This is a genomic window from Streptomyces sp. FXJ1.172, assembly GCF_001636945.3.
GTDB lineage: Bacteria > Actinomycetota > Actinomycetes > Streptomycetales > Streptomycetaceae > Streptomyces.
In genome coordinates this window covers 3,323,356-3,336,313 of the sequence record NZ_CP119133.2, presented here as the reverse complement: position 1 = coordinate 3,336,313, position 12,958 = coordinate 3,323,356, and the positions used below count along the sequence as shown (strand labels likewise).

General features: G+C 72.6%; 16 protein-coding genes. 11 read left to right on the top strand and 5 right to left on the bottom strand.

Going from position 1 to position 12,958, the window contains the following annotated elements; translation table 11 throughout:
- Positions 1–197 precede the first annotated feature (197 nt).
- Positions 198–854, top strand: a complete 657-nt coding sequence (locus A6P39_RS14620; RefSeq protein WP_079133818.1) for a trimeric intracellular cation channel family protein — start codon at positions 198–200, stop codon at positions 852–854.
- On the opposite strand, the gene A6P39_RS14615 is transcribed toward A6P39_RS14620, so the two are convergent.
- A complete protein-coding gene (locus tag A6P39_RS14615; RefSeq protein WP_067055895.1) occupies positions 763–2,013 on the bottom strand; it encodes an alpha/beta hydrolase in 1,251 nt (416 codons plus the stop codon). The genes A6P39_RS14620 and A6P39_RS14615 overlap by 92 nt on opposite strands.
- Positions 2,014–2,208: 195 nt before the next feature.
- Here A6P39_RS14615 and A6P39_RS14610 point away from each other — a divergent pair, with 195 nt between their 5' ends.
- The gene (locus A6P39_RS14610; protein ID WP_067055892.1) at positions 2,209–3,096 is read left to right on the top strand and encodes a thioesterase family protein; all 888 of its coding nucleotides are present in this window, start codon (positions 2,209–2,211) and stop codon (positions 3,094–3,096) included.
- A gap of 52 nt (positions 3,097–3,148) precedes the next feature.
- Here the strand turns inward: A6P39_RS14610 and A6P39_RS14605 are convergent, their stop codons facing one another.
- A complete protein-coding gene (locus A6P39_RS14605; protein ID WP_067055889.1) occupies positions 3,149–3,748 on the bottom strand; it encodes a TIGR03086 family metal-binding protein in 600 nt (199 codons plus the stop codon).
- A 137-nt stretch (positions 3,749–3,885) separates the two neighbouring features.
- On the opposite strand from A6P39_RS14605, the gene A6P39_RS14600 reads away from it, so the two are divergent.
- Positions 3,886–4,911, top strand: coding sequence for a helix-turn-helix transcriptional regulator (locus A6P39_RS14600; RefSeq protein ID WP_067055887.1), 1,026 nt, complete (start codon positions 3,886–3,888; stop codon positions 4,909–4,911).
- Between the two features lie 44 nt (positions 4,912–4,955).
- Positions 4,956–5,318 carry a hypothetical protein gene (locus tag A6P39_RS14595; protein WP_067055884.1) on the top strand — a complete coding sequence of 121 codons (363 nt, stop codon included), beginning with the start codon at positions 4,956–4,958 and terminating at the stop codon, positions 5,316–5,318.
- A 72-nt stretch (positions 5,319–5,390) separates the two neighbouring features.
- Here A6P39_RS14595 and A6P39_RS14590 read toward each other — a convergent pair whose 3' ends face one another.
- A complete protein-coding gene (locus A6P39_RS14590; protein WP_067055881.1) occupies positions 5,391–6,017 on the bottom strand; it encodes a TetR family transcriptional regulator in 627 nt (208 codons plus the stop codon).
- A 145-nt stretch (positions 6,018–6,162) separates the two neighbouring features.
- On the opposite strand from A6P39_RS14590, the gene A6P39_RS14585 reads away from it, so the two are divergent.
- The 4 genes from A6P39_RS14585 to mnmA all read left to right on the top strand — a co-directional run bounded on the left by A6P39_RS14585 (position 6,163) and on the right by mnmA (position 9,385).
- Complete coding sequence (locus tag A6P39_RS14585; RefSeq protein ID WP_199841035.1) at positions 6,163–6,330, top strand: hypothetical protein; 168 nt, start codon at positions 6,163–6,165, stop codon at positions 6,328–6,330.
- Positions 6,331–6,363: 33 nt separating this feature from the next.
- Positions 6,364–6,642 carry a DUF4190 domain-containing protein gene (locus A6P39_RS14580; protein ID WP_067055878.1) on the top strand — a complete coding sequence of 93 codons (279 nt, stop codon included), beginning with the start codon at positions 6,364–6,366 and terminating at the stop codon, positions 6,640–6,642.
- A 76-nt stretch (positions 6,643–6,718) separates the two neighbouring features.
- A complete protein-coding gene (locus tag A6P39_RS14575; RefSeq protein WP_067055875.1) occupies positions 6,719–7,888 on the top strand; it encodes a cysteine desulfurase family protein in 1,170 nt (389 codons plus the stop codon).
- 372 nt (positions 7,889–8,260) lie between these two features.
- A complete protein-coding gene (mnmA, locus tag A6P39_RS14570) occupies positions 8,261–9,385 on the top strand; it encodes a tRNA 2-thiouridine(34) synthase MnmA (RefSeq protein ID WP_067055872.1) in 1,125 nt (374 codons plus the stop codon).
- A 10-nt stretch (positions 9,386–9,395) separates the two neighbouring features.
- Here mnmA and A6P39_RS14565 read toward each other — a convergent pair whose 3' ends face one another.
- Together A6P39_RS14565 and A6P39_RS14560 are read right to left on the bottom strand one after the other, a co-directional pair.
- Complete coding sequence (locus A6P39_RS14565; RefSeq protein WP_275883856.1) at positions 9,396–10,184, bottom strand: alpha/beta fold hydrolase; 789 nt, start codon at positions 10,182–10,184, stop codon at positions 9,396–9,398.
- A gap of 63 nt (positions 10,185–10,247) precedes the next feature.
- Positions 10,248–10,571 carry a DUF427 domain-containing protein gene (locus tag A6P39_RS14560; RefSeq protein WP_067046219.1) on the bottom strand — a complete coding sequence of 108 codons (324 nt, stop codon included), beginning with the start codon at positions 10,569–10,571 and terminating at the stop codon, positions 10,248–10,250.
- A 51-nt stretch (positions 10,572–10,622) separates the two neighbouring features.
- Between A6P39_RS14560 and A6P39_RS14555 the strand changes: the two genes are divergently transcribed.
- Genes A6P39_RS14555 through A6P39_RS14545 form a run of 3 tightly spaced genes read left to right on the top strand, consistent with a single transcriptional unit; the run spans position 10,623 to position 12,951 of the window.
- On the top strand, positions 10,623–11,153 hold the full coding sequence (locus A6P39_RS14555; RefSeq protein WP_067040634.1) for a TIGR00730 family Rossman fold protein: 531 nt from the start codon (positions 10,623–10,625) through the stop codon (positions 11,151–11,153).
- A gap of 40 nt (positions 11,154–11,193) precedes the next feature.
- Positions 11,194–11,892 carry an SDR family oxidoreductase gene (locus tag A6P39_RS14550; protein WP_067040632.1) on the top strand — a complete coding sequence of 233 codons (699 nt, stop codon included), beginning with the start codon at positions 11,194–11,196 and terminating at the stop codon, positions 11,890–11,892.
- Positions 11,893–11,943: 51 nt separating this feature from the next.
- Positions 11,944–12,951 carry a methionine synthase gene (locus A6P39_RS14545; RefSeq protein ID WP_067040630.1) on the top strand — a complete coding sequence of 336 codons (1,008 nt, stop codon included), beginning with the start codon at positions 11,944–11,946 and terminating at the stop codon, positions 12,949–12,951.
- Positions 12,952–12,958: the final 7 nt, after the last annotated feature.

Sequence of the window (12,958 nt, the reverse complement as noted above, 5' to 3'; positions counted from 1 at the left end):
ACATGCATGGTCGGTGAACTGTCTGAATTCCGAGCCCTATGTATGCGGAGGGCCGCCGAATTGGCGGCCGAGTGACCAGCCGGCAAATTTATGCGAGCGAAGACGCCGGTGCCCGCCCGGCGGGCGCCGGACGCGGGAACGCCGGTGGCCCGCCTCGCCGGGCGAGGCGGGCCACCGGCGCCGAGTAAGAATGTGGGGTGCTTCAGCCTCTCTTCACCCCCTCCGTCCAGCACACGCTCGACGTCATCGGCATCTTCGTGTTCGCGATCTCCGGCGCGCTGCTGGCCGTCCGGAAGAACTTCGACGTGTTCGGCATCGCCGTCCTCGCCGAGGTGACCGCGCTGGGTGGAGGGCTGTTCCGTGATCTGGTCATCGGGGCCGTGCCCCCGGCCGCCTTCACCGACCTCGGGTACTTCGTCACCCCGCTGGTCGCAGCCCTCGTCGTCTTCTTCCTGCATCCGCACGTGGAGCGGATCCAGGCGGCGGTGCTCGTCTTCGACGCGGCCGGCCTCGGCCTGTTCTGTGTCAGCGGTACGACGAAGGCGTACAGCTACGGCCTCGGCCTGACCGCGTCGGCGACGCTGGGCCTCGCGACCGCCGTCGGCGGCGGAGTGCTGCGGGACGTGCTCGCCAACGAGGTGCCGTCACTGCTGCGCTGGGACCGCGATCTGTACGCGGTCCCAGCGATCGTCGGCGCCACGATGGTGGTGCTGTGCATCCGCGCTCATGCCCTGAGTCCGTTCACGAGCGCGCTCGCGGTCGTCACGGCTTTCGTGCTGCGCCTGCTCGCGATGCGCTTCCACTGGCGAGCTCCGCGCGCCTGGAACCGCCGGTCGACGGTGACAGAGGACTGAGCGGGGTGGGCGTGTGGCCGCGCCCGGCGGCGCCGCCGTGCCCCGTCATCTGTGTCGTCAGCCACTCGAACACCGTCGGCACCTGGGGCCGCCACAGCGCCATCGAGTGCCCGCCCGCGCTGCGCGGCAGGAACACCACCTTCACGTACGTCGGCGGCTTCGCGATCTGCTCCAGCGCCACACCGGCCTGGTAGCCGTCGCCGTTCTCGCCGGAGATGTACAGCGAGACCCTCGGCGGGGTGCGGTAGTTCTTGAGGATGGTGTAGGGGTTGTTGGCCCGCCGCAGCTCGATGCTCCCGGCGGCCAGCGAGTTGCGCTCGCCGATCGGGTCGTTGTAGCCGGAGAGGCTGATGGCGGCCCGGTAGCGGTCCGGGTGCGCGACGGCGAGCTTGGCCGCGCAGTGGGCGCCGGCCGAGTAGCCGGCCGCGGCCCAGCCGTCGGGCGCCGACTCGGCGCGGAAGTTGTCCGTGATCATCTTCGGTACGTCGATGCTCAGCCAGGTGTCCGCGTTCACGGTGCCGGGGATGTTGGCGCACCCCGTGTCGATCTTGGCGATCAGGTTCGTGCGCGGGGACACCAGGATGAACGGGGCGACCTGGCCGCTCTTCATGAGCGGCAGCAGCTGCTCGTGCACCTTCAGGGACCCGAACCAGGCCTTCGCCGAGCCCGGGTAGCCCGACAGCAGCTCGACCACCGGGAACTTCTTGTTCTTGTACGCCGGGTCGTTGTACTGCGGCGGCAGCCAGACGTAGACCTCGGCGTTCACGCCCGACACCCGGCCCTTGAGCTGGGTGACCTTGACCCCGCCCGCCGCGTGCATGCCGGGACCGTCGGCCTGGGTGAACGTCTGCTGCACCTTGGGCAGCCGCTTGTACGCGATACCGCCGGTGCCGTCGGCGCCGAGGTTCGCGGCCTGCTGCACATGGTTGCCCGTGCCGAGCAGGTCCGCCCAGTTGTCGTAGAGGTTGTTGGAGTTGTTGACCAGTACGAAGACCAGAGTGATGGCGGTGCTCTGGGCGAAGAGCAGCATCAGTACCCGGGCCACGACACGCACGGCCCGGGGTCCGCGTACCCGAGACCACAGGGCGAGCGGCAGTATCAGTGCGACCACGGCCAGCACGATGGTCGTGTAGAGGAACGGAGTCCCGGTGAGGCTCATGCCCCCATAGAGGGGAATCAGGCGCCTGAGGTTGTGGACGTGTCCGGACACTTACCTAGAAATTGCCGGAACCTCACCCGGGAGGCGGATCCCTAGCCTAACCGGAGGGCGCCCGCAGGGGTGCCGGGAGGGGGTCCCCAGGGGTCCCACGGGAGAAAGCTACCGCTTAGTAGTTTCCTGTTGTACGGTTCATCCATGCCAGAAGCAGCTTCCGCACCGGCCGTGCGCGCGGTGATCGGCGACAGCGAGTTCGACCGCGACACCGCGGTCACCCGGCGCGAGGCGGGCGTCTACGACATCGACCTCTCGGCCGGCTGGACCATCATCAGCGCCGTCAACGGCGGGTACCTGCTGGCCGTGCTCGGCCGGGCCCTCGCGGACACCCTGCCGCACCCGGACCCCTTCACCATCTCCGCGCACTACCTGACCGCGTCCCAGCCGGGCCCCGCGGTCATCCGCACCCAGCCGGTGCGCACCGGCCGCACCCTCTCCACCGGCCAGGCCTCCCTCTACCAGTACGACGACGAGGGCAACGAGGTGGAGCGCATCCGCGTCCTCGCCTCGTACGGCGACCTGGCCGGCCTGCCCGACGACGTCCGTACGACGGCGACCCCGCCGCCCATCCCGCCGCTGGACCAGTGCTTCGGCCCGCAGGACGGCGCCCCGGACGCCCGGCTGCCCGCGGGCGGCGTCCCGGTCGACGGCAGCTCGGCGATCGCCGGCCGGCTGATGCTCAAGCTGGACCCGTCGACCCTCGGCTGGGCGCTCGGCGCGCCCTCCGGCAAGGGTGAGATGCGGGCCTGGTTCGGCCTCGCGGACGGCCGGGACCCGGACCCCCTCTCGCTCCTTCTGGCGGTGGACGCCCTGCCGCCCACCGCCTTCGAGATCGGCCTCAAAGGCTGGGTCCCCACGGTCGAACTCACCGTCCACGTCCGCCACCGCCCGGCCCCCGGCCCGCTGCGGGTCGCCATCACCACCCGCAACCTGGCCGGCGGCTTCCTCGAGGAGGACGCCGAGGTCTGGGACACCGAAGACCGCCTGGTCGCCCAGTCCCGCCAACTGGCCCGCGTCAGACTCGGCTGAGCGGGGCGGGCGGCCGGCGGCTCGCCCGGGGAACCGGGCGTCGAACCGGGCGTCAGGGGCGGTTCAGCGGGGTGCGGCCCAGCCAGGCCGCCAGCCGGTCGTAGGCTCCGGCGTCCGCGGCGGCCTCGCGGCGGGTGTCGAAGGGGGTCCGCTCGTCGCGCGGCCGGGAGTCCGGCAGCACCCTGCGGGCGTTGGCGAGGGAGAACTCGGCCAGTTCCGGGTCGAGTTCGCGGGGGTGGCCGAGGGCTTCGGCGAGGTCCCAGGTGTGGGTCACGATCTCCATGACGTAGCCCGCGAGGGCCGCGTGGCCGGGGACCTCGCCCCACGGCACGCGCACGAGGCCCGTCATCCGCTCGTCGCTCTCCCAGGCCTTGAGCACCCGGGCCCGGACCTCGTCGTACGCCGCCGCCCAGCCGTCGTCCCCGACGCCCTCGGCGGACGGGTCGACGGCGAGCCCGTCACCGCCCTCGCCGACCACCGCGATCCGCCGGGTGCCGCCCACGACGTGGCTCAGCAGACCCCGTACGTCGAACTCGCTGCAGGGCGTCGGACGGGTCAGGTCTTCGGGGCGTACGGAGCCGATCAGCGCGGCCGCCTGCTCGGTGGCGCGGGTGTAGAGGGGCCGCGGGTCGGTGAAGCCGGTGGTGGTCATGCAAGTGCCTCTTCCTGCTGCGGCGCAGCCCTGCTGTGCGGTGCGCCGGTGTCGGTCGGTGACGTCAGCATCCCCGGATAACCTGACAGACTCCGTCAACATTTGCGCACGGCCCCGGGGGGCGGGACTCTGGCGGCGTGAAATCCGACCGGCTGCTGTCGATCCTGCTGCTCCTGCAGACCCGGGGCCGCGTCCCCGCACGCGAACTGGCCGACCGGCTCGAGGTGTCGGTCCGCACCATCTACCGCGACATCGAGGCCCTGTCGGCCTCCGGCGTCCCGGTGTACGCCGAGCGCGGCCGGCACGGCGGCATCGAACTCCTCGCCGGTTTCCGCACCGACGTCACAGGCCTGACCGCCGACGAGTCCCGCGCCCTGTTCATCCTGGCCGCCCAGGGAGCCCATGCCGCGCTCGGCCTCGACGCGGCCCTCGGCTCGGCCCTGCGCAAGGTGATGGCCGCGCTCCCGGCGCCGCACCGCCCCGCCGCCGAGGTGACCAGCCGCCGCATCCTGGTCGACGCCACCCGCTGGCGCAGCGGCCCCCAGCAGGCCGTCGACCTGGGCGTGCTCCAGGACGCGGTCTTCGCCGACCGCCGCCTGCGGCTGCGCTACCGGCACAGCGGCCGGCCGGAGCCACGGACGTACACCGTGGACCCGTACGGGCTGGTCGCCAAGGCCGGGGTCTGGTACCTGGCCGCCGACCGGCGCGGCCGCCCGCAGCTGTTCCGGGCCGACCGGGTGCGCTCGGCCCGCATCCTCGACGACCCCGTGCGGCGCCGCCCCGGAATCGAACTCGCCGACGCCTGGGAGGTGTTGCGCCGCCAGGTGGAGGACCGGCCGGGCGGGATCGAGGTGACCGTCCGGGTCCGGCGCGCCCGCCTGGACCAGTTCCGGCGGATGGCGGCCGGCGAGCTGACGGCCCTGCCCGACGAGGACGGCACGGGCGAGTGGGCCACCGCCCGGCTGACGTACCCGGTGCTGCGCGCGGTACGCCAACTCCTCGCCTTCTCCGACCAGGTGGAGATCCTCGGCCCGCCCGAGGCCCGCGCGGAGCTGCTCGCGGCGGCCCGTTCCGTCACGGCCGTGTACCAGAGGGACGCTGATCCGGAATTGACAGCGGGCGGACAGGACGGGCCCAAGTACCGCCAAGAGGACGTTGGTTGAGTGCGGCTCTCAGGACTTCCTCATCCTCACCGGAGCTGATCGTCATGACGCGTGCCCGTCTCGCCCCCGCCGTCGCCCTGCTGGCGCTGTCCCCGCTGCTGCTGGCCGCCTGCGGCGGCTCGGGCGACTCGCCGTCGTCCTCCGGCGGGGGCAACTCCGGCCGGCAGCAGTCCTGTACGGCGCCCTCCGGCCTGCCCGGCGCCGGCGCGTCCCGCCGCCCGGGCGGGGCTCCGTCCGGCATGCCCTCGGGGGCGTCCACGGCGAAGCCGACCGCTGCGCCCAGCGGGATGCCGTCCGGCATGCCGAGCGGGGCGCCCGGTGGCCGGGGCGGGTCCGGCGGCGGCTGCGGCGGCCCGGTCGGCGGGCAGGGCGGCGGCCCGGCCGGGGGACAGGCCCGGCAGGGCTGACCGGGCCGGCGGTCGTACGACGGCGGGGCGGCACGCGCCGAGCGTGCCGCCCCGCCGTATGCGTGCGACGTGTCAGTCGAGCCAGTGGCTGCGGCCGACGGTGATGAGCCGCAGCTGCCGCCGGGCGAGCTGGGTGACGCGCTCGCGCTCCTCGGCGGGAGCCTCCAGCGCCTCCAGGAACAGGGAGGCGGTGATCAGCATCTGGTCGACGTAGAGGTGGGCGAGCATCAGCAGGTCGTCGTCGTCCCAGCCCGCCGCCTCCGGGTCCTTGGCCAGCTCGGCCTTCACCTCCTCGGCGAACCGCATCAGCTGGGCCCGGATGGCCTCCCGCACCGGCTGCACCCCGCCGTGCCGCTCGCGCGCGACGAAACGGACGTGGGCGGGATGGGTGTCCACGTGGTGGGAGATCAACTCGATGGCGCGGGTGATGCGTTCCTCGCTGCCTCCGGCCGTGGACACCGTCGTGCGCACCATCGGGTGCAGGCTGCCCAGCGCCTCGTCGACCAGTGCCACGCCGAGGTCGGCGGTCGAGCGGAAGTGCCGGTAGAAGGCGGTCGGGGCGACGCCCACGGCCCGGGTGACCTCGCGCAGGCCCAGGCTGCTCAGGCTCTGCTCCTCCAGCAGCGCGAGCGCGGCGTCGAGGAACGCCTGCCGGGTCTTCTGCTTCTGCGCCTGCCGGATGCCGAGGGTGTGACTCATGTCATCCAGTTAACAACTGTTCTCTGGAATTGAAAAGCCGTGGGACGCGCTAGACTCGAAGTCAGTGAACAACTGTTACTACAACTGTTCACCCAAACTTCACACCGGCCCACCACGGGCATCCCGGAGGGGGGATCTGAATCCCATGCTGTTCCTAGTCGCAGCGCTCATGCTGCTCGGAGTCGTGCTGGGCACCGTCGCCCACGCACCGCTGACCGTCACCGCACTCATCGCCGCCGCCATCGCCGTCTGGCTCGGCGTCTTCGCGATCCGCGAGCGCCTCGGCCGCCGGCGCCGTACGCAGGCCAACTGACCGTCCGCCACGACTTCCCAGGAGCTGAACACCATGCAACTCACCGCACCGGTCACCAGCGGCACCGACACCCGCCAGGGCCCGCGCGACGCCGACGGCATGGCCGTCGCGTCCTTCATCCTCGGCCTTCTCGGCCTGCTCGTCCTCAACATCTTCCTCGGCCCGATCGCCATCGTCCTGGCCGCGGTCTCCCTCTGGCGGGGCACCACCCGCCGCGGCCGCGCCTGGCTGGGTCTCACCCTCGGCGTCGCGGACCTGGCGGTCCTGGTGCTGTCGATGCAGCTGAGCCACACGGTCTCCTGGAGCCTGTGACCGGCGGCCGGCTCCACGCAGAAGGCGCATCCGAGGCCATGGCCATGTGCAAGGGGCCCGTAGAATCGGGCACACCATGGCTTATCTCGACCACGCCGCGACCACCCCGATGCTCCCGGAGGCGGCAGAGGCACTGACCGCCCAGCTGAACATCACGGGCAACGCCTCCTCCCTCCACGCGTCCGGCCGCCGTGCCCGCCGTACGGTCGAGGAGTCCCGCGAAGCCCTCGCGGAAGCGCTGGACGCCCGCCCCAGCGAGGTCGTCTTCACCTCGGGCGGCACCGAGGCCGACAACCTCGCCGTCAAGGGCCTGTACTGGTCCCGCCGCGCCGGCGACCCGTCCCGCACCCGTGTGCTGGCCAGCCCCGTCGAGCACCACGCCGTCCTCGACGCCGTCCACTGGCTCGGCGAACACGAGGGCGCCACGGTCGAGTACCTCCCCGTCGACTCCTGCGGCCGGGTCCACCCCGACGCCCTGCGCGAGGCCATCGCCCGCAACCCCGACGACGTCGCCCTGGTCACCGTGATGTGGGCCAACAACGAGATCGGCACCATCCTGCCGATCCGCGAACTGGCCGACGTGGCCGCCGAGTTCGGCATCCCGATGCACTCCGACGCGGTCCAGGCCTTCGGCCAGGTCCCCCTCGCCTTCGCCGGCTCCGGCCTCGCCGCGATGACCGTTTCCGGCCACAAGATCGGCGGCCCGTACGGCATCGGCGCGCTGCTGCTCGGCCGCGAATACACCCCCGTCCCCGTGCTGCACGGCGGAGGCCAGGAACGCCACGTCCGCTCCGGCACCCTCGACGTCCCCGTCATCACCTCCTTCGCCGTCGCCGGCCGGCTCGCCGCCGAGCGGCGAGAGGAGTTCGCCCGCGAGATCGGCGCGCTGCGGGACCGGCTGATCGACGCCGTGCGCAGCGCCGTGCCCGACGCCATCCTCGGCGGCGACCCGGCGCCGCAGGGGCGCCTGCCGGCCAACGCCCACTTCACCTTCCCCGGCTGCGAGGGCGACTCCCTGCTGCTCCTGCTGGACGCCCAGGGGATCGAGTGCTCCACCGGCTCCGCCTGCACCGCGGGGGTCGCCCAGCCCAGTCACGTTCTGCTCGCCACCGGCACCGATCCGGAGCTGGCCCGGGGCACTCTGCGCTTCTCCCTCGGGCACACCTCGACCGAGGCGGACGTGGAGGCGGTCGCGAAGGCGATCGGCCCGGCGGTGGAGCGGGCGCGCGCTGCGGGCCTGAGCTGAGACATGCCCCGGAACAAGGACATGCCCCGGAATCGGGACATGCCCCGGAACCGGGGCATGAAACGACCTACGAGGCGGGTTCCCTTCGCCGGTATTGTCCGGATCAGGTAGCTGGGGGTCGCCTTCCGGTCCAGTACGTGCGACCTTCCGGCCTCTCAGCCCGAGCGTCGACGTCGGCACCAGCGGAGATCTCGTACCTCTCGGTGAAGGGAGATCCTGTCTCTCTCGCTGAAGTCGGCTACTCCGCTTGAACTCCCTCACTCGTCTCGTAGGCCTAGTTCTAGGGTAAATCGGTACCTACCGTGCGCAAGGGGTCTGGGCCTTGATTTTTTTTCGGAGCCGCCCGCGGGGGCCCCGTACCCTGGAAGGGCTATGACTGAGACCCCGCAGCGCCCCCTCCGCGTCCTCGCCGCCATGTCCGGCGGAGTCGACTCCGCCGTAGCCGCCGCGCGCGCCGCGCAAGCCGGCCACGACGTCACCGGCGTCCACCTCGCCCTCTCCGCGAACCCGCAGTCCTTCCGCACCGGCGCGCGGGGCTGTTGCACCATCGAGGACTCGCGCGACGCCCGCCGCGCGGCCGACGTCATCGGCATCCCCTTCTACGTCTGGGACCTCGCCGACCGCTTCCGCGAGGACGTGGTCGAGGACTTCATCGCCGAGTACGAGGCCGGCCGCACCCCCAACCCCTGCCTGCGCTGCAACGAGAAGATCAAGTTCGCCGCGCTGCTCGACAAGGCGCTGGCGCTGGGCTTCGACGCGGTGTGCACCGGTCACTACGCCAAGGTGCTGGTGCGCGAGGACGGCTCCCGCGAACTGCACCGCGCCTCCGACATGGCCAAGGACCAGTCGTACGTCCTCGGTGTGCTGGACGAGAGGCAGCTCGCCCACGCCCTGTTCCCGCTCGGCGACACGGTCACCACCAAGGAGGAGATCCGCGCGGAGGCCGAGCGCCGGGGCCTGGCCGTCGCCAAGAAGCCCGACTCGCACGACATCTGCTTCATCGCGGACGGCGACACCCAGGGCTTCCTCGCCCAGCGGCTCGGCAAGGCGGAGGGCGACATCGTCGACGAGTCCGGCGCCAGGCTGGGCACGCACGAGGGCGCGTACGGCTTCACCATCGGCCAGCGCAAGGGGCTCAGGATCGGCACGCCCGCCCCCGACGGCAAGCCGCGCTACGTCCTCGACATCTCCCCGGTCACCAACACGGTCACCGTCGGCCCGGCCGCCGCGCTGGACGTCACCGCCCTGACCGCGATCAAGCCCCGCTGGTGCGGCACCGCCCCGACCGGCCCCGGCACCTACACCGCCCAGCTGCGCGCCCACGGCGGCGAGACCGAGGTCACCGCGGAGCCGGCCGACGGCGCACTGCGCGTGACCTTCACCGAGCCGGTCCGCGGGGTCGCCCCCGGCCAGGCCATCGTCCTGTACGACGGCACGCGCGTGGTGGGTTCGGCGACGATCGCGACGACCACGCGCGCGACGACGGCCGCGCTGTAGCTCTCCAGGACTACGCGCGGGCCGTGAAGTAGTCCGCCAGCACCGGCCCCAGCACCTGCGGGTCCACCATGTGGGTCTGCCCCTCCAGGACCCGGTAGGTGCCCTGGGGCACGGTGTCCGCGACCGCGCGGGCCGCCTCGCGCATCCACTGCGGGCTCGCCCCGCCCGCGACCGACAGCACCGGTACGGAGACGGCCGCGAGCCGCTCGCGCGGGAGCAGCCCGTCGCCCATCACGGTGTCGTCGTACGCGAGACTCGGCGCGACGGCCTCCATGCCGGCCCACATCGGCGACTGGCGCGCGCCCCTGATCATTTCCTCGCCGAGTCCGGTCAGCCGCAGGAACAGCTCCACCGCGTCCCCGCGCCGGCCCTCGGACAGCGCCTCATGCAGCCGCTCCTTGTAGGCGGCCTCCCGCTCGGCCCCGCCCTCGAGCCGGTCGGCGTACGGCACCTCGTACACGGCTGCCCGGCGCACCGGCAGCCCGCCGGCCGCCGCCTCGAGCACCAGCGCGCCGCCCGAGGAGACCCCGAACAGCGCCGCCTCGCCCCCCACGGCGTCGATCAGCGCGGCCAGGTCCTCGACCTCGCGCTCGACCGCGTACGGCTTCGTGTCACCGCTCTCGCCGCGACCCCGGCGGTCGTAGACGACGGCCGTGCAGCGGTCCGAGAGCCGCTCGGCCAGGGGCGCCACGGTGCCACCGGTGGACATCGCGCCGCACACCAGGATCACCGTGGGTCCCTGGCCGGTCACCGCGTACGCGAGGGCGGTGCCGTCGCGGGAAGTCGTCTTCTTGTCCATGCCGGTGCAGACTGCCGCACCGGCATGAACTCATCGCTCACGACACGTCGGTGCCGCGCGAGATCATGACACTTCCACCTCGTAGAAGCAGAAGTGGTCCTTGATCTCGGCGACCCCCGGCTTCGGATCCGGATACCCCCAGACCAGGTCCGGCGCGTCCGGCAGCGACCAGTACGAAGCCGTGCCCTTGAACGGGCAGACGGTGTGGGTCCCGGAGGGGGTCAGCAGGTCGAGACGGACGTCCTCGGCGGGGATGTAGTACCGCACCGGACAGCCCGTCTCGCGCAGCAGCAGGGGACGGTCGGTCTCCGCGAGCACCTGGTCGCCGTGCACCACGCGCACGTGCTGCTCGCCCTTGTCGATGGTGATCGTGTGTCCTTCAGCCATACAGGGAGAGCACCGCGGGGCGCCCGGTTCTTCCCGCGTACGGTGGGGGCCATGAACATCTGCGTCTTCCTGTCCGCCGCCGACCTCGACGAGCGGTACACGCGCCCCGCGCGCGAGTTCGCGGAACTGATCGGCAAGGGCGGTCACACCCTGGTGTGGGGCGGCTCCAACGTCGGGCTGATGAAGGTCGTCGCCGACGGGGTGCAGGAGGCGGGCGGCAGGCTGCTGGGCGTGTCCGTGGAGTTCCTCTCCGGCAAGGCGCGGCCCGGCGCCGACGAGATGGTGATCGCCGCCGACCTCGCCGAGCGCAAGAAGCTGCTGCTGGAGAAGGCCGACGCCGTGGTGATCATGGTGGGCGGCACCGGCACGCTGGACGAGGCCACCGAGATCCTGGAGCTGAAGAAGCACGGCCGCACCGACAAGCCGGTCGTCCTGCTGAACACCGCGGGCTTCTACGACGGCCTCGAGCAGCAGTTCCGCCGCATGGAGGACGAGGGCTTCCTGCCGCGCCCGCTGTCCGAGCTGATGTTCTTCGCCAAGGAGCCGGCCGCCGCGCTGGCCCACCTGGAGTCCGCGGCATGAGCGGCTGCCGCCGCGGGGCCGGGCGGCCGCTGGTGCGAGCATGGCGGGTATGGCTACTCATGTGATCACCGGCGCCGGTTCCGGCATCGGCGCCGCCGTCGCCCGCCGGCTGCACGCGCGCGGGGACGAACTCGTCCTCCACGCGCGCGACGCGGGCCGCGCGAAGGAACTGGCGGCCGAGTTCCCCGGCGCCCGCACCCTCGTGGGCGACCTGGCGGACCCGGACCGGCTCTCCTGGGCGTTCTCGCACCAGACCCTCCCGGACCGCGTGGACTCCCTCCTCCACATCGCCGGAGTCGTCGACCTGGGCGGGGTCGGCGAGCTGACCCCCAAGTCCTGGCACCACCAGCTCAACGTCAACCTGATCGCCCCCGCCGAGCTGACCCGGCACTTCCTGCCCCAGCTGCGCGCGGCCCGCGGCCATGTGATCTTCGTCAACTCCGGCGCCGGCCTCAACGCGAGCGCCAACTGGTCCGCGTACGCGGCCTCGAAGCACGGACTGAAGGCCCTGGCGGACTCCCTGCGCCACGAGGAGCACGCGGCCGGGGTCCGCGTCACCACGGTCTACCCCGGCCGCACGGCGAGCCCCATGCAGGCCAAGGTCCACCAGCAGGAGGGCAAGGACTACGACGCCGGGCGGTGGATCGACCCCGAGTCGGTCGCGACCACGATCCTGATGGCCCTGGACCTGCCGAGGGACGCGGAGGTCAACGACCTGACGGTACGGCCGGGGCGGTGACCGGCGGTCCGGGGGGCGAAGCCCCCTGGACGTTCGGCATACCCTGCCGAGGTGAGTGAGAAGAGCGCGTTCAGCTTCCCCCCGGCCACCGGGGTGGGGTCCATGCCAGGCGGCGACGCAAGAGAGGCCGCCAAGACCGTCACCGGCAGCTTCGAGGACTTCCCGTACCTCGCCGAACTGCCCGCCCGCGGCCCCGGCGCCGACATGATCGGCCGCAGCGCCGGCCTGCTGGTCGAGCTGTACGCGCGCGTGGAGCCCAGCGGCTGGCGGATCGGCGACCGGCCGGGCCGGGACACCAGGCGCGCCCGGTCCTGGCTGGGCGAGGACCTGGACGCCCTGGAGGAGTTCACCCAGGGCTACGAGGGCGACCTCAAGGTGCAGGCCGTCGGACCCTGGACGCTCGCCGCCGCCCTGGAGCTGAGGAACGGCGAGGCCGCCCTCTCCGACCCCGGTGCCTGCCGCGACCTCGCCGCCTCCCTCGCCGAGGGGCTCCGGCTGCACCTCGCCGAGGTGCGGCGCCGCATCCCCGGCGCCCGGCTCGTCCTCCAGCTCGACGAGCCCTCGCTCACCGCCGTCCTGCGCGGCCAGGTCCGCACCGCCAGCGGCTACCGCACCCACCGCGCCGTCGACCGGCAGATCGTGGAGGCCACCCTCCGGGACGTCGTCGCGGTGCACGACGGCGGGCCCGTGGCCGTCCACTCCTGCGCCCCCGACGTGCCGTTCGCCCTGCTGCGGCGGGCCGGCGCCGCGGCCGTCTCCTTCGACTTCTCGCTCCTCACCGAGCGTGACGACGAAGCGATCGGCGAGGCCGTCGAGGCCGGCACGCGGCTGTTCGCCGGTGTCGTGCCGGGCACGGACGGCCCATTGTCAGACCCTGCCGGTAGCGTCATGGGTGTCAGGACGTTGTGGCGCAGGCTGGGGCTGCATCCTGGGCTGCTCGCGGAGGCTGTCACGGTGACCCCGGCGTGCGGTCTGGCGGGCGCTTCCCCCGCCTACGCACGCCAGGTGCTCGCCCACTGCGTCCGGGCGGCGAGATCCCTCGCGGACAACCCAGAGTAACGGGAGG